Origin of the sequence: Actinoplanes sp. NPDC000266, from assembly GCF_042899005.1 — a bacterium.
Taxonomy (GTDB): domain Bacteria; phylum Actinomycetota; class Actinomycetes; order Mycobacteriales; family Micromonosporaceae; genus Actinoplanes.
Genome location: NZ_JBIAZI010000004.1, coordinates 57,590 through 77,690, shown reverse-complemented (window position 1 = coordinate 77,690; position 20,101 = coordinate 57,590). Strand labels below are relative to the sequence as shown.

The window sequence follows — 20,101 nt, the reverse complement described above, 5'->3', positions numbered from 1 at the left end:
TCAGACGGTGAAGCCGCGGTGGCGGCGGAACAGCTTGCGCATCATGAAGACCGTCTGGGCGATCGTCGCGATGTACAGGATCGGCCAGCCCAGGGACAGGATCGCCGACTGGACCGACACGCTCTGCTGGCTCCAGGCGTACGTGGCTCCGCCCAGGACCGCCAGCAGGACCACCAGCGGCATGACGTACGCCGAGCCCTTGCCCTTCTCCGCGTTCGCCTGGGCCGCCCAGTTGTCCTTGTCCGTCTTGGCCAGGAACTGGGTCCACGCCGAGACGAAGTGGCCCATGCGGATCCACATGTACAGCTCGGCGGGCAGCGCCAGCGCGGCGTACAGAATGTCGGAAGCGCTCTTGTCCTTCATCGACAGCGCCAGGCGCAGGTTCAGCAGCGCCGCCACGGCCGGCGGGATCAGCCAGATCGGGTTGAAGACGAACGCGTGGATGGACAGCGCCGCCACCAGCAGCAGCAGGAAGCCGAGGCGGGAGGTGATGTTGAAGGCCATCGCGACGTTCTCGTACCAGCGCAGCCGCAGGTTCGGGTGCAGCGGCTGGCCCTGGTTGTCGCCGCGCGTGCCCGGCCAGAACAGGTCGATGGCGCCGAAGTTCCATTTGACCTGCTGGCCGTGCAGGGCGCGCAGGTTCGTCATCGGGCCGACGAAGGCGCGGGCCGTCGAGCTGATCTTCGTGCTGTAGCCGGCGTCCTTGATCTGCAGGGAGAGCTTGCTGTCCTCGACCTCGCTGTCGCGGACCCAGGGGGCCTGCTGGTGGTGGCGGACCATCACCGTCTCCAGCGCCCGGATGCTGAACAGGCTGCACTGGCCGCCGAGCACCGCCATGTTGCGGCCGCGGAGCAGGTTGTCCATGTTGAACGCCGCGAACTGGGCGCGCTGGCCGGCGATGAGGAACCGCGCCATCAGGCCCTTGTAGCGGCTCTTGTCGATGCTGTAGATGGCGCTGAGCCCGCCGATGCGCGGGTCGTCGGTCATCTCCAGCTCGAGGCGCTCGACGGCGTCGCGGGCCAGGGTCGTGTCGCCGTCGACGCCGAGGATGTAGTCGAAGCCGCGGGACAGGAAGTAGCCGTAGTTGAGGGCGCCGACCTTCTTGTCGGGGTTGGAGCCCATGTCGTGGACGTGCACGACCGTGACGAACTCCTCGCCTTTGACCGTGCGGGTGTGCCGGCCCTCGAACGAGCGCGCGATCTCGGGGGTGTCGTCGTCGGTGTTGTTGATGATGACGTGGATGACGTCGGGCAGCCGGGTCTGCCCGAGCAGGCTCTTGAGGACGTCGGCGATCGTCTCCTGCTCGTTGTAGCAGGGGATGATGCAGCTGATCGTGGCGTTGCGGGGTGTCGCCGTGGTGGCCATGGCGATCTCGCCCGACACCACCTCGACGTTCTCCAGGTCGGCCAGCTGCGGAAGGGCCGGCGGCAGGGCCAGCGGCCCGGCCTTGGCGCTGCGGGGCATCAGGATCTGGCGGTCGGTGGCCCGGCGCAGGCCGGGACTGGACTCGGTCATCGCGTGGCACCGTTCGTGAGCAGCGGCAGGGTCAGGGTGTCGAGAGCGGTGGAGCGGTAGTAGCTGCCCGATTTCGGCGCGGTCTCCACGAGGAGGTCGAGCCGGATCGTCAGCGTGAGCTTCGTTGCTCCCGCCGTCGCCGCCGGAAGGGTCACCACGGTGTTGTAGGGGTACGGCGGCGTGACGTCGAAATTGCCGCTGTCGGTGCTCACGACGGACCGCTTCGTGCCGTCGTCCTGGGTGACCTGGAACGTGGTGACGGCCATGCGGTGGGTGCTGTCGGCATCCTCGATGTGGGCCGCGACGTTGATCGTCTTGGTCGACGACGCCGCGTACTGCTTGGCGTTGTCGGAGGTCCAGTAGGTCAGCTGCACCGAGAAGTCACCCTGATCGATGCGATGCGTGACGGTGCCCGTGTCGAGGGGCCCGCTGGCGCGCGACGGGGTGACCGAGGGGGACGGCGCCGCCGCCGATGGGGTGGGTGAGGACGTCGCGCCACCGAGCAGCGGCTTACTGCTGCTGGTGAGGTCGGTCAGGCTGGAGCAGCCGGTGAGCAGGACGGCTGCGATGCCGGCTGCCGCGATGAGGGGGATGCGCAGAGCTGTACGAGTCAACGGCCCGTCCTGCTGTTCGATGTGACCGGGGGTAAGCGTTCTGGTCGGCAGGCCGGGCCCGCGCCTGAGCAGACGTGATCACCGCCACTCAGGCGATCCGGTGCATTGGCATCGGTTGATCGGATGAGCGCGGTATCCGTCGCGTGACAGGCGCGTTACCGTGAGGAGGCGTCGGAACGACGGGCACTTGTGGCTCTCCACCCGCCACGTCACCAGATCACCTCGCCCGTAAAGCTGTTGCCCGTCGGGGGAGAGTGATGTGGTGATCAGGGTCGCGGTGGCCAGGGAAGAAGGATATTTCGGCGTTCCCGTGCGTGCTCTGCTCGAGACGAACCCCGACATGCAGTTCGTCGGCACGCTGCCGTTCGGCAACGAGCTGCCCAGGCTGGCCGCGCAGACGTGGCCGAGCGTCATCGTCATCGACACCGACCGCATGGTCAGTCAGGTTCTGCCGGTGGCGACCGAGTTGCATTCCTCGTCGCCGACCTGCGCGCTCCTGCTGCTCTGCGACCCGGCCAAGCGCGGCATGCTGCCGCCCCGCCATCGCACGGGCTGCCTCAACTTCCTGCTCAAGACCGCGAGCGCCAACCTCCTTTCCGATTCCGTACGCCGCCTCGCGACCGGCGAACGGGTGATCTCCCCGATGCTGCAGGCGGCGTCGCTGAACACCGAGCGCGGCCTGACCACCCGGGAGCTGGAGGTGCTGGGCCTGGCCGCCGAGGGCGACTCGGTCAAGGAGATCGCCGGGCGGCTCTACCTGTCCGGCGGCACGGTCCGCAACTATCTGTCGGCCATCATCGCCAAGACGGGCGCGCGCAACCGTCTCGACGCCATTCGTATCGCCCGCAAGGACGGCTGGCTCCGGTAGGGCGGCCACGTACTGTTGGAACGGTGCAGCGATTGGTAATCCCCGCGATCCCCGTCATGCTCGTCCTGGGGATCGCCCTGATGGCCTTCGCGGCGTCCCGGCTCCGGGACCGGGCGCAACTGGTGAACGCGTGGCTCGGCGGCTGGTACGCGGTGGCCGTCCTCGGCGCGACCATGTTGCCGCTGCATGTGGGCTGGGGCCCGGGTTCCCCCGACTGGTACAGGGTGATCCTGGTGCCCATCCTGGAGATGCGCCCGGCCGACTTCATCCTGAACGGCGCGATGATGCTGCCGCTGGCGTGGTTCCTCCAGACGATCTTCCGGGTCACCCGGGAGCCGCGGGTGGTGCTCATCGGCTTCCTGATCAGCCTCACGATCGAGCTCACCCAGCTGGTGCTGCTGGTCACCGTCCACGGCACGCGGTGGGCCGACGTCAACGACCTTCTCTCCAACACGCTGGGTGCGTGGCTGGGCTTCATCTTCCTCGAGAGCTTGCTGCGCTTTCCGTTCGTACGGGATCTGGCCCGCCGCTGTGAGATCGGCCGGCCTCAGCTGGCGGCCACCCGCTCGTAGAGCTCTTCCACCTCGGCGGCCATCCGGTTCGCGCAGTAGCGGTCGGGCAGTGTCCGCGGGGGCAGCCGGACCCCGTACCTCTCGATGTGGCAGAGAACCTCGGCGCGCAGCGCCCGTGGCAGCGACTCCGGATCGTGCGGGGTGAGCCGCTGCGTGTGCTCCACCGGCGTGCGCGCCGCGATCATGTCCTCCAGGGGCGCGCACGCCGCGTAGAGCGCCGGCAGCCCGGCCGCGAGCGCCTCCAGTACGGCCAGCCCGAACGTTTCGCGGCCGGGTGACGCGAACACGTCCATGGCGCAGAGCATCTCGCGGGGGTGCTCGACCGTCCCGGCGAACAGGACCCGGTCGCTCACCCCTTCGATGCCGGCCAGCAGTTGCAGCGCGACCCGGGCCGGCCCGTCGCCGACCAGCAGCAGCGTGGCCCCGGGAACCTCGGCCACGGCCCGGATCAGGGTGTCGAGGCGCCGTTCCGGTTCGAGCCGGCCGACCGCGCCGATGACCGGGGTACCGGGGCCGATCCGCAGCCGGGCGCGGGCCGCCGAGCGCAATTCCGGGTCGTACGCGAACTCGCCGGCGTCGAGCGCCTTGGGGATCACGGTGACCCGGTCGAGGGGCACACCGAAACGGCGCAGCCGGTCGGCCACCGCGGGAGCGGCCGCGATGGTCACGCCGCTGTGCTGTTCGCCGGCGAGGTAGAGCGCGCGCACCCCGGCCGCGGTCCGCAACCCTTCGCCGGCGTGGTACTCGGTGGCGATCACCCGCGGGGTCCGGGCCAGGCGGGCGGCCACGCGTCCTTGCACGCAGGCGCGGAAGAGATGGGTGTGTACGACGTCGTAGCGCCCCTCGCGGATCAGGCGGCGGATCCGGCGGATCGCGCCGAGGTCGCGGTCGCGGGCGGTCGGCAGCTCGATCAGGGTGGCGCCGGTCGCCCGCAGGACCGGGGGCGCGGGGCCGAGCGTGAGCACGTGCCCGTCGTACGGAAGCCGCTCGAGAAGCAGCCGTAATTGGTGCCCGGCGCCGCTGCCGGGGCGCGTTCCGAACACGTGGAGGACCCGCATGATGTCTTCTCTCGACAAATGGACGTTCGCAGACGTTTCCCGGCAATAAAAGTTGCAAATGTCATGACGAACAAGAGCGATATTCATGTTTTTTGTACGTCATAACCCCAGCTCACGGCCATGTAATGCGCAATGCGAGAGATTCTCGCGTCGCTCGTGACAATTGCCACTGTGTCCGTGAGATAGCGACTGGGAGCCTTTGAAAGCGCATTCCCCGCGCTATTTCCGGGAGGAATCCATGGTTGTGACCACGGCGCGCGAGGTCACCGACGACCCCAGCCGCCGGGCCCGGGCCGGTGTCCTTCCCGGCCGGGCCGCGCGGGCCGGCGCCGACGCCGCCGCGCTGGCGCTGGCGCTGCTGATCGCCACCCTGCTGCGGCACGACGGCAACCTGGCCGAGGTCGACCTGACCGGCCTGGCCGTCCTGTCCGCGGTCGCCGCCGTCGTGCTGGCCGCCGCCGGCTCCTGGTCGGGCCTCTACACCGGCCGCTGGCAGTACGGCTGCTTCGAGGAGATCGCCGCGGTGGCCAAGACCCTCGCGGTCACCACGCCGGTCCTGTTCGTCCTCGACACGCTGCTCGGCCGGCTCGTGCCCCGGTCGGCCATCATCGGCGCCGGGCTGATCGCGCTGGTGCTGGCGGCCGGGGTGCGCTACGCCGTACGGCTGCTGCGGGACCAGAGACTGCGGCCCTCACCCGAACACGGCGTGCGGGTGGTGGTGATGGGCGCGGGGGAGGGCGGCGCCCAGGCCGTCCGGTCGATGCTGCGCAGCCCCTCCAGCCCGTACGTGCCGGTCGCCCTGCTCGACGACGACCCGGCCAAGCGCACCCTGCAGATCATGGGCGTGCCGGTGGCCGGCACCCGGCGCGCGCTGGCCGACGTGGTCCGCCGCTACGGCGCGCATTCCGTGCTCATCGCCATTCCCAGCGCCGGCGCCGAGCTGATCCGCGAGCTCACCGAGGCCGCCGCCCCGATGAACGTGGACGTCAAGGTCGTGCCGCCGGTGGTGGAGCTGTTCGGCCGCACGGTCAGCGTCGACGACATCCGCCCGGTCACCCACGCCGACCTGCTCGGCCGCCGCGAGATCGGCATCGACCTGGCCGCCGTGGCCGGCTATCTCGAGGGCCGCCGGGTGCTGGTCACCGGGGCCGGCGGGTCGATCGGCTCCGAGCTGTGCCGCCAGGTCGCCCGCTTCCACCCGGACCGCCTGGTGATGCTCGACCGCGACGAGTCCGGCCTGCACGCCGTGCAGCTCTCCCTGGACGGCCGCGGCCTGCTCGACGACCGCAACCTGGTGGTGGCCGACATCCGCGACTCCGAGCGCCTCGACGAGGTCTTCACCGAGCACCGGCCGCACGTGGTCTTCCACGCCGCCGCCCTCAAACACCTGCCGCTGCTGGAGATGCACCCCTCCGAGGCGCTCAAGACGAACATCGTCGGCACCTATCAGGTGTTGCAGACCGCGCTGCGCCACGGCGTCGAGCGGCTCGTCAACATCTCCACCGACAAGGCGGCCGACCCGGTCAGCGTGCTCGGATACTCCAAGCGCATCACCGAGCGGCTCACCGCGGCCGCCGCCTTCTCCTCGGTGCGCTTCGGCAACGTGCTGGGCAGCCGGGGCTCGGTCCTGACCGCGTTCGCGGCCCAGGTCGAGGCGGGCGGCCCGATCACGGTCACCGACCCGGACGTCACCCGCTACTTCATGACGGTCCAGGAGGCCGTACGCCTGGTGATCCAGGCCGGCGCGCTGAAGAGCCCGGGCGAGGTGCTTGTGCTCGACATGGGCGAGCCGGTCCGCATCGCCGACGTGGCCAAGCGCCTGGCCGACGCGGCCGAGCGGCACGTGGCGATCGTCTACACCGGACTGCGCCCGGGCGAGAAGCTCGAGGAGAGCCTGTTCGGCGTGGGCGAGCCCGACAACCGCCCGCACCATCCGCTCATCTCGCAGGTGCCGGTGCCGCCGCTGGACGGCTCGGTGCTGTCGCTGCTCGACCCGGCCGCGCCCCGGCACGACCTGGTGGCGGTCCTGCGCTGGCTCTCCAACAGCCCCGCCTTCGTGAAGGAGCCCATCGCATGAGGGTCGTCGTCGCCGGTCAGGGATACGTCGGTCTGCCGCTCGCCGTCCAGGCGGCCCGGGCCGGGCACACGGTCGTCGGTTACGACGTCGACGAGGAGCGCGTGAAGCGGCTGGCGGCCGGCGAGTCGTACGTCGACGACGTCTCCTCGGGCGAGCTGCGCGCGCTGCTCGACTCCCGGTTCCTCCCGTCCTGCGATCCGCGCGCCTGCGCGGGTTTCGACGTCGCCGTCATCGCGGTGCCGACGCCTTTGCGCGAAGGGACGCCCGACCTGACGTACATCAAGGAATCGGCCCGGACCTTGGCCCGCTATCTGCGGCCCGGCGCCACGGTGGCGCTGGAGTCGACGACCTATCCGGGCACCACCTCCGATCTGGTGGCGCCGATCCTCGAGGAGGGCTCCGGCCTGATCGCCGGCACCGATTTCTATCTCGGCTACAGTCCCGAGCGGATCGACCCGGGAAACCGGGAATGGCACCTGGCGGTCACCCCGAAGGTCGTATCCGGCATCAATCCCGAGTCCCTGCAACGGATTAAGGCCTTCTACGGCACGATCGTCGAACGGACCGTGCCGGTCTCCGACTGCAAGGCGGCCGAGCTGGCCAAGCTGCTGGAGAACACGTTCCGGCACGTCAACATCGCCCTCGTCAACGAGCTGGCGGTCTTCGCGCACGAGCTCGGCATCGACGTGTGGGAGGCGATCGACGCCGCGTCCAGCAAGCCGTTCGGCTTCATGCGCTTCACCCCCGGCCCCGGCGTGGGCGGGCACTGCCTGCCGATCGACCCGTCGTATCTGTCGTGGCGGGTGCAGCGCACGCTCGGGCAGAGCTTCCGCTTCGTCGAGCTGGCCAACGACATCAACAACCACATGCCGGACTACGTGGTACGCCGCCTGGTCGCCGCCCTGAACGACCGCCGCAAACCGGTGAACGGCTCCCGCGTGCTCCTGCTGGGCCTGGCCTACAAGCGCGACAGCGGCGACGCCCGCGAGTCACCGGCCCGGCGCGTCGCCTCCCTGCTGCTGTCGATGGGCGCCGACGTGTGCGCGGCCGACCCGCACGTCGTCGAGGACACGCACATCGACCCCCGCGTGGTCCGGGTCGCCGCCACGGCCGGCGAGGTCGCCCGGGCCGACGCCGTGGTGCTGCTGGCCGACCACTCCGACTTCGACCTGAGCCTGGTGGCCGCGCACGCCGCGTACGTGCTCGACACCCGGCACTGCCTGACCGGACCGACCGTGGAGGCGCTGTGATGTGGGACTTCCTCAACCGGGTCGTGGCTTTCACGGCGTTGCTGATCCTGCTGCCCCTGATCATCTTCGTGGCCGTCTGGATCCGCGTCTCCGACGGCCGGGGGGTGCTCTTCGTCCAGGACCGGGCCGGCCGCGGCGGCGTCCCGTTCCGCATGCTGAAGTTCCGCTCGATGGTCCACGACTCGGTCGCCATGTCGTCGGCGCTGGGCATGGCCGACCCGTACGGCCTGATGGAGAACGACCCCCGCATCACCCGCTGCGGCCGTTTCCTGCGCCGCACCAGCCTCGACGAACTGCCCCAGCTCCTGAACGTCGTCCGCGGCGACATGCTGCTGGTCGGCCCCCGCCCCGACGTCCTGCCCCAGGTGGCCCACTATTCCGCACTGGACGCCCGCCGCCTGGAGGTGAAGCCCGGCATCACCGGCTGGGCCCAGGTCAACGGCCGCGACGACATCGACTGGCCGCAGCGCTTCATCCTCGACCGCTGGTACGTCGACCACCGCTCCCCGGCCCTGGACCTGCGCATCCTGTGGCGCACGTTCACGTCCTTGAACCGAGGCGAGCCCCCCGTCCACGTCGACCACCTGAACATCGACCGTGCCGCCTGACATCGGCTCCGAGTTCCACTGGGACCCGGCGTTTCTGGGCGGCGAGGGCCTGCCGTCCTGGCTCCCCGCCCGCCACTCCCTGTTCGCCACCGCCTGCGGCGCCCTGCACGCCCTGCTGCGCCTGTTGCGCCCACGGGGCCGTCTGTTCGTCCCGTCGTACTACTGCACCGGCGTGGCCGAGTCCCTGGCCGCGGAAGTTCCCATCGCCTGGTACCGCCACGTCCCGGATTCTCTCGCCCTGGACACGTTGCCAGCGGTCGCCGGCGACGTGGTCCTGGCCCAGAACCTGTTCGCCCGGGAGGACGGCGCCGAGTGGCGGCCGTGGATCGAGGCCCACCCCGGCGTCATCGTCATCGAGGACCACTCGCACGACCCGTTCGGCGCGTGGCCCCGCCACAGCACCGCCGCCTACGCGGTGGCCTCCCTCCGCAAGACCCTGCCCCTGCCCGACGGTGGCCTGCTGTGGTCCCCGGCGGGCCGCCGCCTCCCGGTCGCCACCGGCCCATCGAGCCCCGGCAGTGACCTCAAGCTGGCGGCCATGCTCCTGAAAGCCGCGGGCGTGCCCCGGGAAGCTTTCCGCCCTCTGCAACAGGAAGGCGAGCGCGCGTTGTTGTGCAGCACAGCCCCACCTTCGGCGACGACGGCCGCCGCGTTGCCCTTCCTCGACGTGGCCGGCTTGCGAAAGACCGACACCGATCGGGCGCAGGCCCTGCTGGCCTTGCTCCCCACGGAGACCCCGGACTGGCATCTTCTGCCACCCGGTCCGAGGCCGTTCCGCCTCCAGTTGGTGTGCCGAACAGAGGAAACCCGCGACGCGTTGCAGAGACACCTGGCCCAGCACCAGATCTACGCCCCGGTCCATTGGCGCCAGACCACTTTCCGAAGCCACGACAGACAGACCGAGAACCTGGCCGCCCGAATGCTCACCCTCCCGGTCGACCACCGTTGCAACCCATCCGACCTCCACCGCCTGGCAGACGTCCTGATGCCGAGCACCGAGCCCGCTGACGGCGCCCCCGGCGCAGTCGGCAAGCCCGGTCGACCAGCTCGGTGACCTCGGACGTCACAAAGGGCGCCAACCCGTCCGGTCACAGCAGCGCGGCTTCGTCGAGGATCTCCCGCCGCTGCTCATCCAGGATGTTGTCAGCTCCGGCCACCGCTTCCAGCCGCCTGCTCAGAGGACCGGCTTCACGTCGACGATCGGCGTGCCGTCGACTGCTTCCAGGCCGGCCACCTTCACGCGGAGGCCGTCGATCGCGACCACCCGCACCCGGTGCAGCCCGACCGGATTGGGCCGGTCGGCCGACCGCGTGCTGAAGACCCCGGTCAGCGGGTTCCGGGGGTCGTCACGCGGCCGGACGACGAGCATGCCCCGGTCGGCGAGATGCAGCCAGGTGAGGACCACCACCTCGTCTCCGGCCGCGAGGTCGCGCAGTCCCTCGGCCACGCCCGGCTCGAACACCAGCCAAGCCTCGGGTCCGCCTTCGGTGCCCTGCTTCGGCGCGCTCCCCGGGTCGGTCAGGAGCGACTCGACAACGCCGATCGGGCGGATCTCGTACGTCATGACGCCTCCCAGCATGCGGGGTCTCCGTCAACGGTAGGGCGGGAAGCGGCCCTCCATCGCCTCCGGGGTCGGTGTGCCGGCCAGTTTCTCGTACGCCCGCGGATCGGTGATGACGCGCCAGGTGTGGAAGTCCTGGCGGCCGTCGCCGAAGGCCGCCTTGTACCGGAACAGCGAGTCGGCCGCCCCGCCCACGCCGCCGCCGAGGTGGTAGACCGTGTTGCCCTGCTGGCGGCCCCACGTTCGCACCTCGTCGTAGAGCAGCTTGTCGGCGTACCAGATCTCGCCGTCCCGGGTCGCCTGCAGGTGGGTGTGGATGATGCCGCCGTACGAGAAGAACAGGTTGCCCCCGAGGACCTCACCGTCGGCCGAGAGCGCCACCGCCAGATGCGCCTTGTCCTCCAATGTGGACCTCAACGTCTCGAAATAGCTGTGGGAGAAGAAGTAGAACTCGCTCGCGCCGACCCGGCGCATCGTCGCGTGGTAGGTCGCTATCCATTCGCCGTAGCGGGACCAGTCGTCGAAGACGACGGTGACGCCGGCCCGGCGGGCCTTGTTGATCTGGTTGCGGTGGCTGCGGTGGGTCTGGCTCCAGATCTCCTCGGCGCCCAGCGTCAGATCGATCGAGACCGTCTCCCCGTGGCGGACCAGTGTTCCCGCCGCCGCCAGCGGCGCCATGGGAACGGGCAGCAGCGGATGCAACCGCACGAAGGCGGTGACCACTCCACGCGTACACAAGAGCTCTTGAAAGGCCTTCCACGCTCTTTCATAGAACTCCAGGGACGACACCGGTCCCGGATATCCGTACGGGGAGACGGCGTCGTGCAGGTCGGTGTCCGGCACCCGGCGGAGCAGCAGCGGCAGCAGGAGAACCCGGTCGGCCTCGGCGTACCGGAAAGCGATCGGCCGGGTCTCCGACAACCCGGCGTCGAGCCGCACGTACTCGGGCAGGTGGTAGACGTCGTGCCGGACCCGGGAGAGCGTGTCGGCCCACGCTCGGTCGTCCGGCTTCACTATCGCGGCTTCAGCCATAGGTGCCCCTCTCGGATAGGCGGCGCCGCGCGCGATGCCGCCGGCGCGCCGACAGGGCGCCGCGCAGCATGGCCCGCATGACCGCGGTCTGTGTGGTCACGTGCAGAATGTAACGCCACAGTGGATAGTCGCCGCGGCGGTTCGAAAGGGCGTACGAGAACTGCTTGGCCGGCAGGTCGGCGTACGACGGCATCCGCTCGAACCAGGTGCTGCTGGCCAGGGCGGCCCGTTGCAGCGGGGCCAGCGCCGACCGGCGGCGGTGCTCGTAGCGTTCCAGGGCGGCCGGCAGCGAGTCGTCGGCGGCGAGCGCGTCGGACAGGGCCATCGCGTCCTGCATGGCCAGCTTCGTGCCGGAGCCGATGGCGAAGTGTGTCGTGTGGGCGGCGTCGCCGAGCAGGGCGACCACGCCGTGGTCCCAGCGCCGGTTGGTGACCCGGCGGAAGCTCATCCAGCCCGTCCCGCCGGCGGACGCCCGATGGTCGACGAGGGGCTGCCCGGCCAGGTGCTTGGCGAAGATGTTCTCCAGGCGCGTGCATCCGGCCGCCGCGTCGAGGCGGTCGAGCTGGAGCGCCGTCCACGTCTCGGGTGTGCACTCGACGATGAAGGTGCTCGCGTCGCGGGAGAACGGGTAGGCGTGGTACCAGATCCAGCCGGCGTGGGTGCGCTCGAAGCCGAACGTGAAAGTGCGGAAGACGCGCGGGGTGCCGAGCCAGATGTACTTGTTGCGGCCGGTCTCGACCTCGGCGCCGAAGTGTTCGGCGGCCTGGTCGCGCAGGCGGCTGCCGGCGCCGTCGCAGGCCACCACCAGGTCGGCCGGTGGCAGCACGGGCCGGCCGCCCGACTCGGCGCGGTAGCGGACGTCGACGCCGAGCTCGGCCGCCCGCTCGGACAGGATGTCGAGCAGGCGGTGCCGCCCGAGGCTGTATCCGTATCCGGGCAGGTGGGTGACCTCCTTGCCGGTGCAGCGGACCTCGTACTCGTCCCACTTGCAGGCGGCCTCCCAGATCCGCCGCGCGCTGACCGGGTCGTAGCGGAACAGGTCGTCCAGCAGGTCGTCCCAGAACACCACGCCCCAGCCGTAGGTGACGCCGGGCGGGTTGCGCTCGAGCACGGTGATCTGATGACCCGGGTCGGCCAGCTTGGCCAGCACCGCGAGGTAGAGGCCGGCGGGGCCGCCGCCGACGCAGGTGATGCGCATGGAGGCCTCCTAGCGGTAGGGCGGGAACGTCCCGGCGACGTCGGCCGGGTCGGCCCGCGGCTTCAGGTCACGGACCAATTGGAGGTACGCCTGCGAGTCCGCGATGACACGCCAGGTGTGGAAGGCGTGTCGCCGCGGCGAGAAGCCGGCCTTGTACGAGAAGAGCGAGTCGCTGCGGCCTCCGCGCCCGCCGCCCAGATGGAACGCCGTGTCCCCGCGTTCCCGGCACCAGCGGCGCACCTCGTCGTAGAGCAACTCGTCGGCGTACCGGTGTTTGGCCCGGCGGGTCGACGAGACATAGCCGGTGGCGATCCCGTCGTACTCGAAGAAGGTGTTCCCGCCGACCACCTCGTCGCCCTCGAGCGCGACGGCCAGGTGCATCCGGTCGCCGATCGCGTCGTGCAGGGCGGCCAGATGCTCGTACGTGAAGAAGTAGTACGGCTGCGCCCCGACCCGCCGCATGTTGTCGTGGTAGACGGCGACCCACTCGGCCAGCCGTTCCCAGTCGTCGAAGAGCACCCGGGTGCCGGCCCGGCGGGCCCGGTTGATGTGGTTGCGGTGGTCGGCCCGGGTCTGCCGCCACATCTCCTCGACGCTGACCGTCAGGTCCATCGACACCGTCTCGCCATGCCGTACCAGCGTCCCGAATTCGGCCAGCACGGCCAGCGGCGGCGACGGCACGAGCGGGTGCATCCGTACGAAAGCGCTCACCAGCCCGGCCTCGCGCATGGTGGCCACCATCGAGGCGCAGGCCCGTTCCCAGAACAGGCGGTCGCCGGGCATGGCGCTGCCGACGGGGCCGGGATAGCCGTACGGGGACATGGCGTCGTGCCGGTCCGTTCCCGGTATCTCCCGCACGATCAGTGGCAGTAACGCGTGCCGGCCCGCGTCCTCGTACCAGAGCGCCACCGGGCGGCCGCCGCACAGGCTCGCGTCGAGGCTCACGTAGTCGGGGACGTGATAGATGTCGTGGCCGGTCCGCTGGAGAGCCTCCTTCCACTCCCGGGCTCCCGGGTCGAGCAGTGCGGCGTGCGCGGTGACAGTCATCTGGTCATCCCCTTGGGTTGCAGGATCCGGGCGTTGAGCGCCATGTTGGCGGCGAACTGGTCGTTCACCACCTGGTGTGCCTCCAGCCGCCGCTGGACCGCCGGGCGCGAACGGCCCAGCTTCACGAAACCGTCGGCCAGCCAGCCGTTGTCGGTGCCGCTGCCGTCCACATAGGCCCGGTAGTCGCGGCCGCCGGGCCAGATCACGGGCAGCACGGCCGAGAAGGCCGCCACGTCGGCGTCGGTCCAGGCGCTGCCGCGGTCGCGCGCTTCGATGACGTACGCCATGACGCCGTTGCCGTGACCGACGTCCTGGCCGGGCCGTTTCGCCGAGCCCCACACGTCGCTCCAGAAGTACGCGGTCGGCTCGACCGGGCTGCGCCGCATCTGCTCGCGCAGCCGGCGGTCGATCTCGCTGCGGACGGCGTGGTAGCGGGTGTCCGGCGTCAGCACGTCGAGATGCAGGGCGATCAGCGCCCAGTGCGCGGCCATGTGGGTGCGCTCGCGGTAGATGTAGTCGTCGGCCCCGCGGTCGTGCCATTTGGTGAAGACGTTGGTGGCGGCGAAGGTGAGCAGCCGGTCGAACCGGGCCTTGTAGCCGCGGTCGTTCATCACCATCGCGGATTCCCGCATGGCGACGAGCAGGCCGGTGGCGTAGCGCCAGAAGTAGCTCTCGTAGAGCGGGATCTCGTCGCCGTCCTCGCCGTTCAGCGACGAGGGCCAGCCGAGGTAGCCGTCCTTGAAGCGGCTGTCCGGAATGGATCTGGACGGAACGGCGGCGGCCATGACGTTCTCGGCGAACTCGAGGGCGCGGTCGAGGTAGCGGCGTTCCCGGGTGGCCCGGAACATCGCGACGAGGGCGTCGAGCGAGTAGGAGAGGTTGTAGTGGTCCCAGCTGTCCCTCGACCGGCTCTGGGGCAGGCTGTTGGCGTACTGGAAATCCCAGCCCTTGGCGAAGACGGCCGCCCAGTGCGACACGGGCTTGACGGCGACGTCGGTGGCCGGGCTCTCCGGGATCGGTTCCGGCATCGGTGGTACGTCCTCAGGTCCGGCCGGCCCGCAGGCGGCGGTCACCGATCCGGCGGCCAGCAGGAGCGCGGCGCGGCGCGTGAGCCTCATAGCGGCGCCGCCTGTCTGTCCCCGGCCCCAGCCCGGACCGGTGTCACCGCGGCCGCGGCGGCCAGGGCCGCGAAGAGCCAGAAGAGCCGGGCGTCGTAGTAGTCGCCGGAGAAGAGGCTGCACAGGGCGACCAGCACGGCCGCCGCCACGGCCAGCCCGGTCAGCCGGGGCCGCAACCCGCCGCCGCGCACCGTGGCCGTCCACAGCAGCACCGCCGCGGTGAGCAGCCCGATCCCGATGAGCCCGCCCTCGGCGGCGACGCCGAGCACGTAGTTGTGCGGATATTCGACCCGCTGGTTGACGCCGACCGTGCCGTAGAAGCCGTCGAGCCCGGTGCCCGCGACCGGATGCTCGACGGCCAGCCGCCAGGCCGCGCCCCAGATGTCGGTGCGGTCGGACAGATATCGCTCCTGCACGGTCTGCTCGACGAACCGCTCCTGGAACAGGCTGGTGAACGCGGGCGGAGCGAGCAACCCGATCACGCCCGCGACGACCGCCAGCACCCCGGAGACCGCCACGACCACACCGGCCTTCAGCCGGCCGCGGATCTTCCACAGCGCCGCCGCCCCGACGACGATCCCCGCCAGCAGCCCGGCCCGCGACCCGGAGAGCACGGCCGTCAGCAGGAAGAGCGGAACGGCCACCAGGGGCAGCCGCCGCCCGGTGAGCATCGTCAGGGCGATCGCGCTGATGACCCCGAGCAGCTGGACGCGGACGAAGACGTTGGGCCCGCCGCCGAACGCCGAGTAGCGCCCCTGCTCGCCCGGCCCGGCCGCGAGGGCGGCCAGGGCGAACAGGATCGCGGCGACGTAGAAGAGCACGAAGGCCGTGCGGATGACCGCGTCCGGATCCCCCGTGGCGTACAGATAGAAGGCCAGAATGAGCGCCGTCATCAGCACCAGATCGAGCGTCTGCGGCCCGGCCCGGGCCGCTTCCGGCGCCCACAGCCCCGACGCGATCTGGAAGACGAAGAAGAGCGTGGCCGCGACGAGCCATCCCTCGCGACGCGCAGGCGACTGTTCCCCGCGCGGCCGCCGCGCGACGTCGACGGTGAGCGCCACCAGGCCGACGGCGAGCCCGATGACCCGCAGATCCACCCAGGCGAGATCGGCGAAGCCGGCCCGGTCCAGCGTGTACCGCCCGCCGATGGCCACCAGGACGAGCACCAGGCCCGGGGCGAGGAGCACGCGAGGATGCCAGACCCACGTCACGACGGATCCCGGCGGTTGGCGAACAGGGCGAACAGCAGGCAGGCCCCGTAACCGGCGAGCGACCCGTAGGCGGCGCCGACGATGCCGTACGGCGGGATCAGCAGCAGATAGCCGGCGAAGCTCACGCCGAAGCCGGTGATCTCGGCGGCCGAGACCAGCCCGCCCCGCCCCTTCGCGATGAGCAGCCCCAGGCTGACCCGCGAGACCGCGTAGAGCCCGGCCGCCGCGACGAGCGGCACCACGATGCCCTTGGCCGGCGCGTACGCCTCCCCGAACACCGGGACGATGAGCAGGAACAGCCCGGCGGCCGCGATCGGCGCCACCACCAAGCAGTAGAGGCTAGCCGCCAGCACCAGGGGCCGGCTCCGCAACGTCCCGTCCCGGTGCGCCACCCGCCACCGCCCCAGCCGCGAGTCGGCGTACGCCCGCACCGGCCAGGCCAGCAACTCGGTCATCGTCGACACACTGGCGTAGAGCCCCAGCGCCGACGTGGAGGCGATCGCCGGCAGGGCCAGCCGGTCGACCCGCAGCATGGCCATGTTCGACAGCGCGGCCGGGAACAGCGCGATGCCTTCCCGGCGCACCAGCCGGTTCTGGTCGAGCCGGGGCCCGGGCGCGCCCCGAAGCCAGAGGAGGAGGTAGGTCCCGGTCGGCAGCACCCCGGCGATGAGATAGCCGAGGATCCAGGCCTCGGGCCGGGTGACGCCGGCCAGGTAGAGCGTCACCAAGAGCGTCAGAAGCAGAACGGCCTCGACGACCCGCAGCACGAGGAAGTCGGTGACCCGCCCGGCCGCGATAGCGATCGACCGGATGGCGAGACCGCAGGTTTCGACAAGCGCGTAGGCGGCGATGAGCGCGACGACCACAGCGCCGGGATCGAGCTCGGCCGGCGCCATGACGGCGAAGCCGACGGCCACGGCGAGCCCGATGCCACCGGGAACGGCGAGCAGCCGAGCGTAGGCCCGAACGCCCGCCAAGGGCGTGGTGTCGTGGTAGGCGGCGACGAAGCTCCGCTCGGTCCCCAGCAGCAGAACCTGCGTGGACAGATAGACCACTTGGAGCAGCAGCGCCACTTCACCGCGATGCGAGGGCGTGAGAGCCCGAACCATGAGCACGTTGGCCACCATGGCCACACCGCCCACGAGAAGCTGAGAGGCGAAGAGCTTGATGTACGGCTCCCGCAGCTGCCCCCGGAGCCAGCCCGCACGCCCACGGGCGCCGGCCTCCACCGCCACCACGGGCCGCTCCGCCAGCTCACTCATCGCGAAGCTCCGCCTCACCCACAGCCCGCTCACCGCCGGCGCTCCGGCCGCCCTCACCCTCACCCACAAGCTCGCCGTCGAGTTCGCGGTCGCTCTCGCCCTCACCGCCCCGACTGCTGTCGCCCTCGCGGTTGTCCTCGCCCCGGCTCTCGCCGTCGCCCCGGCTTTCGCCCTCAGGCCCGCCGTCGCGGTTGTCGCTGGCGCCGTCGCCGTCCCCGGGGCTCTCCAGATCGCGGGCGTCCTCAACATCTCTGGCGTTCTCGCGCTCTCCGGCCACAGGCTCTTCACCGCCCCCACTCCGTACGTCGCCCATGTCGGATTTGTCGGGCGACACGGACTCTCGAACATGGGCCGTGCCCCGCGCGATCAGCGGGCCGTCGCCTTCCGGAGCAGCGTCGACGTCGGGGTGCGCGCTGGGAGGGGATACATGAGCGGTCGCGCGAACGACCGTCGGCACGAACGGAGGAATACCCGCCGGAATGGCCGGAGAGGTGGAGATCGGCTCCTCCACATCGGCCGGCTGCGGAGCGCGGGCCCGGCCTTGCACCGTCGCCGGATAGGCCGGCACGAGACCGACCGACGTCTCCTCGTCGTCCGACGGCCCGCCCACCAACGTCTGGATCAGGCTGGGACTGTCGGCCGGCACCTGCGGCGGCCGGTGACGGATCGCACCCGTCGGCAGACGGCGCGGCAGGGCGTTCAGGACCGCACCCACCAGATGCGCACCCACCCGCTCCAGCAGGTCGGCCGAGCGCTGCACCTCGGTCGCCCGCGTCCGGTTGGCCCGCACCACCAACAGCGCCCCGTCCGTCACCTTGCTCAGCACCGTCGCGTCGGCCGTGCCGTTCAACGGCGGCGCGTCCACCAGCACCACGTCGAAGCGGCGGCTCAGCTCGTCCATCGTCGCCCCCAGCCGCGGCGACGCCAGCGCCTCGCCCGGGTCGGGCGTGTGCGTGCCCGGCGGCAACACCGTCAGCCGGCCGTCCAGCGGGTTGTGCAGCACCTCCGGCACCGTCGCCGTGCCCGCCAGCACCTCGGCCAGGCCCGGCCCCGGCTCCAGCGACAGGTAACGCCCCACCCCGGGCGAGCGCAGGTTCGCGTCGACCAGCAACACCCGCGCGCCCGTCTCGGCCATCGCTATCGCCAGGCCGCACGCCACCGCCGTCGTACCCTCCTTGCGGTTGGCCCCCGTCAGCAACAGCGACGTGCCCCCGTCCAGCGCCGGGAGCAGACTCCGCAGTTTCCGGAACGCCTCGGCCAGCTCCTCGTCCGGCTTGGCGTTGCGGCCGTAGCGGCTGCCGATCGCTATCACCCCGACCGTGCCGATGCCGAGGCGGCGCAGGTCGTCCTCCTCGCTCACCTTCTTGCGTGTCGCCTCGCGGACCGCCACCACGATCGCGCCGATCAGGAGGCCGAGGACCGCGGAGAATCCGGCGTTGCGTACGAGGCCGTCCGGCTCTCTCGTCGTCACCGCGTCCTGGGCGATCGACACCGCCGGCGCCGGCCCCAGCCTTCGCACCAGCGCCATCAGCTCGGCCGTGGCCGTGCGCACGATGGCCCGGCTCCGCTCGGCCGACGGATCGGTGGCCGTGACCACCAGCAGGTCCGTGCCGTCCTCGACCCGCGCCGTCAGGTTTTCGGTCACCCCTTTGACCGTCAGGCCCGCTCCGGCCTTGTCCACCACGCCCTGTGCCACCCGTGGCCCGGTCAGCAGCGCGATGTAGGAGTTGAGCCGGCTCGCCCCGGTGTCGGCGTCGTCCGCCCCGGTGGTCACGAACAACACCATCGACGACCGATACGCGGGCGGCCGGCTCAACGTCAATGTGGCGGCCAGCCCGGCCGCCAGCAGCACCGGCACGACGATCCAGACCCAGCCGCGCCGGCACGCCCGCGCGTATTCGCGGAGTTCCACGCTAGGCCGCCGCTCGGTCGAGCACGGCCTCGAACTGCTCGAAGAGTTTCTCGCGGGAGAACCTTTCGACCGCCAGGGTGTACGCCGCCTCGCGCGCCCGGGAAAGCCACGCCTCATCCCGGCAGTGCGCCTCGAGGGCCGCCGCCGCGGCGGACGTGTCCACCGGATCCAGCACGAGCCCGGCGCCGGTGCCGCGCAACAGATCGGCCTGCCACCCGCCGTAGTTGATGGCGATCGGCCGTCCCGCGGCCAGGGCGTCGAAGAACTTGTTGGCCGAGTTGTCCCACAGGGCGGGGATCGGCCGTACGAAGCTCGTGGAGAGCGTTGCCGCGCCCAGAATCACCGGCAGTTCGGACTTCGGGACCTTCTCCCACATGTGCACCGTGACGTCCAGCAGACCGTGTTCGGCGGCCAGCGACCGCGTCGACTCCCACTCCCGGCCGTGCCCGACGATCAAAATCTGGATCGACGGGTCCATCGATCGCGCCGCCTCGACCAGATACGAGACGCCGTTCACCGCGCCCAGCGCTCCGGTGTAGACGATCAGCGGCCGGTCACCGAGCCACCGGTGCTCCTCGCGGAACTTCTTCACCTCCAGGTCGTCGACCTCGAAGAGGGAGAGATCGGCCGCGTTCGGGATCACCGTCGTTCTCGTGGACGGCCGGCGGGCCGCGATCCCGGCCGCCATGCCCGGCGAGAGCGCCACCACCTCCTTGGCGTTGCGATAGGCGAAGTTGGCGAGAGCCCCGGCGAGCCGGCGCGTCAGCGGATTTCGCAGCGCGCCCATCTCGATCGGCACCTCCGGCCAGAGGTCGCGCACCTCGAAGACGAACGGCACCCGGCGTAGCTTGGCGGCGAGTACGCCGGGTACCGCGACTGTGAGCGGCGTGCTGGTCGCGAAGACCAGGTCCGCTTTGAGGGCGGCCGCCTTGGCCGCCGCCAGCACCATGAATTCCGCGAAGGCCAGCAACCTCCGGCCGTACGACATCTCGTTGTTGTAGGGGACGGCGAACCAGTGCACCTGGATGCCGTCATCATCCGTACGCCTCCAGCCCAGGCGGGAGACGCCGGTGATGTCGGTCGTGATGACGTGGACCTCGTGCCCCCGGGCGACGAGCCGCCGGGCCTGCTCGTAGGAGCGGATGCCGCCGGCCATCCGCGGATTGCAGTAGTACTGGTGGATGTAGACGATGCGCAC

18 protein-coding genes are annotated in these 20,101 nt (G+C 70.8%); 6 read left to right on the top strand and 12 right to left on the bottom strand.

Features of this window, described 5'->3' with window-relative positions; translation table 11 throughout:
* Positions 1 to 1,515, bottom strand: a complete 1,515-nt coding sequence (locus ACFY36_RS16795; protein WP_499746880.1) for a glycosyltransferase family 2 protein — start codon at positions 1,513 to 1,515, stop codon at positions 1 to 3.
* A complete protein-coding gene (locus ACFY36_RS16790; RefSeq protein WP_499746879.1) occupies positions 1,512 to 2,129 on the bottom strand; it encodes a hypothetical protein in 618 nt (205 codons plus the stop codon). The genes ACFY36_RS16795 and ACFY36_RS16790 overlap by 4 nt, the downstream gene beginning before the upstream one ends.
* 259 nt (positions 2,130 to 2,388) lie before the next feature.
* Here ACFY36_RS16790 and ACFY36_RS16785 point away from each other — a divergent pair, with 259 nt between their 5' ends.
* Complete coding sequence (locus ACFY36_RS16785; protein ID WP_499746878.1) at positions 2,389 to 2,997, top strand: helix-turn-helix transcriptional regulator; 609 nt, start codon at positions 2,389 to 2,391, stop codon at positions 2,995 to 2,997.
* Positions 2,998 to 3,020: 23 nt separating this feature from the next.
* Positions 3,021 to 3,569 (top strand): VanZ family protein, encoded by a 549-nt coding sequence (locus tag ACFY36_RS16780; protein WP_499746877.1) that lies wholly within the window; start codon positions 3,021 to 3,023, stop codon positions 3,567 to 3,569.
* Here ACFY36_RS16780 and ACFY36_RS16775 read toward each other — a convergent pair.
* Positions 3,545 to 4,627 carry a glycosyltransferase gene (locus ACFY36_RS16775; RefSeq protein WP_499746876.1) on the bottom strand — a complete coding sequence of 361 codons (1,083 nt, stop codon included), beginning with the start codon at positions 4,625 to 4,627 and terminating at the stop codon, positions 3,545 to 3,547. The genes ACFY36_RS16780 and ACFY36_RS16775 overlap by 25 nt on opposite strands.
* Positions 4,628 to 4,865: 238 nt before the next feature.
* Between ACFY36_RS16775 and ACFY36_RS16770 the strand changes: the two genes are divergently transcribed.
* The 4 genes from ACFY36_RS16770 to ACFY36_RS16755 are packed head-to-tail and all read left to right on the top strand — an operon-like array spanning position 4,866 to position 9,616.
* Positions 4,866 to 6,704: a polysaccharide biosynthesis protein gene (locus ACFY36_RS16770; RefSeq protein ID WP_499746875.1), complete on the top strand. Its 1,839-nt coding sequence runs from the start codon at positions 4,866 to 4,868 to the stop codon at positions 6,702 to 6,704.
* Complete coding sequence (locus ACFY36_RS16765) at positions 6,701 to 7,954, top strand: nucleotide sugar dehydrogenase (protein WP_499746874.1); 1,254 nt, start codon at positions 6,701 to 6,703, stop codon at positions 7,952 to 7,954. Before ACFY36_RS16770 ends, ACFY36_RS16765 begins: the two co-directional genes overlap by 4 nt.
* Positions 7,954 to 8,562: a sugar transferase gene (locus tag ACFY36_RS16760; RefSeq protein WP_499746873.1), complete on the top strand. Its 609-nt coding sequence runs from the start codon at positions 7,954 to 7,956 to the stop codon at positions 8,560 to 8,562. The genes ACFY36_RS16765 and ACFY36_RS16760 overlap by 1 nt, the downstream gene beginning before the upstream one ends.
* Positions 8,552 to 9,616, top strand: a complete 1,065-nt coding sequence (locus ACFY36_RS16755) for a hypothetical protein (RefSeq protein WP_499746872.1) — start codon at positions 8,552 to 8,554, stop codon at positions 9,614 to 9,616. Before ACFY36_RS16760 ends, ACFY36_RS16755 begins: the two co-directional genes overlap by 11 nt.
* A gap of 120 nt (positions 9,617 to 9,736) precedes the next feature.
* Here the strand turns inward: ACFY36_RS16755 and tsaA are convergent, their stop codons facing one another.
* Genes tsaA through ACFY36_RS16710 form a run of 9 tightly spaced genes read right to left on the bottom strand, consistent with a single transcriptional unit; the run spans position 9,737 to position 20,101 of the window.
* A complete protein-coding gene (tsaA, locus tag ACFY36_RS16750) occupies positions 9,737 to 10,126 on the bottom strand; it encodes a tRNA (N6-threonylcarbamoyladenosine(37)-N6)-methyltransferase TrmO (protein ID WP_499746871.1) in 390 nt (129 codons plus the stop codon).
* A gap of 27 nt (positions 10,127 to 10,153) precedes the next feature.
* Positions 10,154 to 11,155 (bottom strand): GNAT family N-acetyltransferase, encoded by a 1,002-nt coding sequence (locus tag ACFY36_RS16745; RefSeq protein ID WP_499746870.1) that lies wholly within the window; start codon positions 11,153 to 11,155, stop codon positions 10,154 to 10,156.
* Complete coding sequence (locus ACFY36_RS16740) at positions 11,148 to 12,353, bottom strand: FAD-dependent monooxygenase (RefSeq protein WP_499746869.1); 1,206 nt, start codon at positions 12,351 to 12,353, stop codon at positions 11,148 to 11,150. The genes ACFY36_RS16745 and ACFY36_RS16740 overlap by 8 nt, the downstream gene beginning before the upstream one ends.
* Positions 12,354 to 12,362: 9 nt before the next feature.
* Positions 12,363 to 13,400 carry a GNAT family N-acetyltransferase gene (locus ACFY36_RS16735; protein WP_499746868.1) on the bottom strand — a complete coding sequence of 346 codons (1,038 nt, stop codon included), beginning with the start codon at positions 13,398 to 13,400 and terminating at the stop codon, positions 12,363 to 12,365.
* Entirely contained in the window at positions 13,397 to 14,518 is a 1,122-nt protein-coding gene (locus tag ACFY36_RS16730) for a hypothetical protein (RefSeq protein ID WP_499746867.1), read from the bottom strand. The genes ACFY36_RS16735 and ACFY36_RS16730 overlap by 4 nt, the downstream gene beginning before the upstream one ends.
* Positions 14,515 to 15,705, bottom strand: coding sequence for an O-antigen ligase family protein (locus tag ACFY36_RS16725; protein WP_499746866.1), 1,191 nt, complete (start codon positions 15,703 to 15,705; stop codon positions 14,515 to 14,517). The genes ACFY36_RS16730 and ACFY36_RS16725 overlap by 4 nt, the downstream gene beginning before the upstream one ends.
* Positions 15,706 to 15,725: 20 nt before the next feature.
* Positions 15,726 to 16,991 (bottom strand): lipopolysaccharide biosynthesis protein, encoded by a 1,266-nt coding sequence (locus tag ACFY36_RS16720; protein ID WP_499746865.1) that lies wholly within the window; start codon positions 16,989 to 16,991, stop codon positions 15,726 to 15,728.
* Positions 16,984 to 18,903, bottom strand: coding sequence for a tyrosine-protein kinase domain-containing protein (locus ACFY36_RS16715; RefSeq protein WP_499746864.1), 1,920 nt, complete (start codon positions 18,901 to 18,903; stop codon positions 16,984 to 16,986). Before ACFY36_RS16715 ends, ACFY36_RS16720 begins: the two co-directional genes overlap by 8 nt.
* 1 nt (position 18,904) lies before the next feature.
* The gene (locus ACFY36_RS16710; RefSeq protein WP_499746863.1) at positions 18,905 to 20,101 is read right to left on the bottom strand and encodes a glycosyltransferase family 4 protein; all 1,197 of its coding nucleotides are present in this window, start codon (positions 20,099 to 20,101) and stop codon (positions 18,905 to 18,907) included.

Bases quoted from the DNA above. Each gene is read 5' to 3' on its own strand.
- ACFY36_RS16795 (WP_499746880.1), bottom strand. From the start codon at position 1,515: ATGACCGAGTCCAGTCCCGGCCTGCGCCGGGCCACCGACCGCCAGATC.
- ACFY36_RS16775 (WP_499746876.1), bottom strand. From the start codon at position 4,627: ATGCGGGTCCTCCACGTGTTCGGAACGCGCCCCGGCAGCGGCGCCGGG.
- ACFY36_RS16770 (WP_499746875.1), top strand. From the start codon at position 4,866: ATGGTTGTGACCACGGCGCGCGAGGTCACCGACGACCCCAGCCGCCGG.
- ACFY36_RS16765 (WP_499746874.1), top strand. From the start codon at position 6,701: ATGAGGGTCGTCGTCGCCGGTCAGGGATACGTCGGTCTGCCGCTCGCC.
- ACFY36_RS16760 (WP_499746873.1), top strand. From the start codon at position 7,954: ATGTGGGACTTCCTCAACCGGGTCGTGGCTTTCACGGCGTTGCTGATC.
- tsaA (WP_499746871.1), bottom strand. From the start codon at position 10,126: ATGACGTACGAGATCCGCCCGATCGGCGTTGTCGAGTCGCTCCTGACC.
- ACFY36_RS16745 (WP_499746870.1), bottom strand. From the start codon at position 11,155: ATGGCTGAAGCCGCGATAGTGAAGCCGGACGACCGAGCGTGGGCCGAC.
- ACFY36_RS16740 (WP_499746869.1), bottom strand. From the start codon at position 12,353: ATGCGCATCACCTGCGTCGGCGGCGGCCCCGCCGGCCTCTACCTCGCG.
- ACFY36_RS16735 (WP_499746868.1), bottom strand. From the start codon at position 13,400: ATGACTGTCACCGCGCACGCCGCACTGCTCGACCCGGGAGCCCGGGAG.
- ACFY36_RS16730 (WP_499746867.1), bottom strand. From the start codon at position 14,518: ATGAGGCTCACGCGCCGCGCCGCGCTCCTGCTGGCCGCCGGATCGGTG.
- ACFY36_RS16720 (WP_499746865.1), bottom strand. From the start codon at position 16,991: ATGAGTGAGCTGGCGGAGCGGCCCGTGGTGGCGGTGGAGGCCGGCGCC.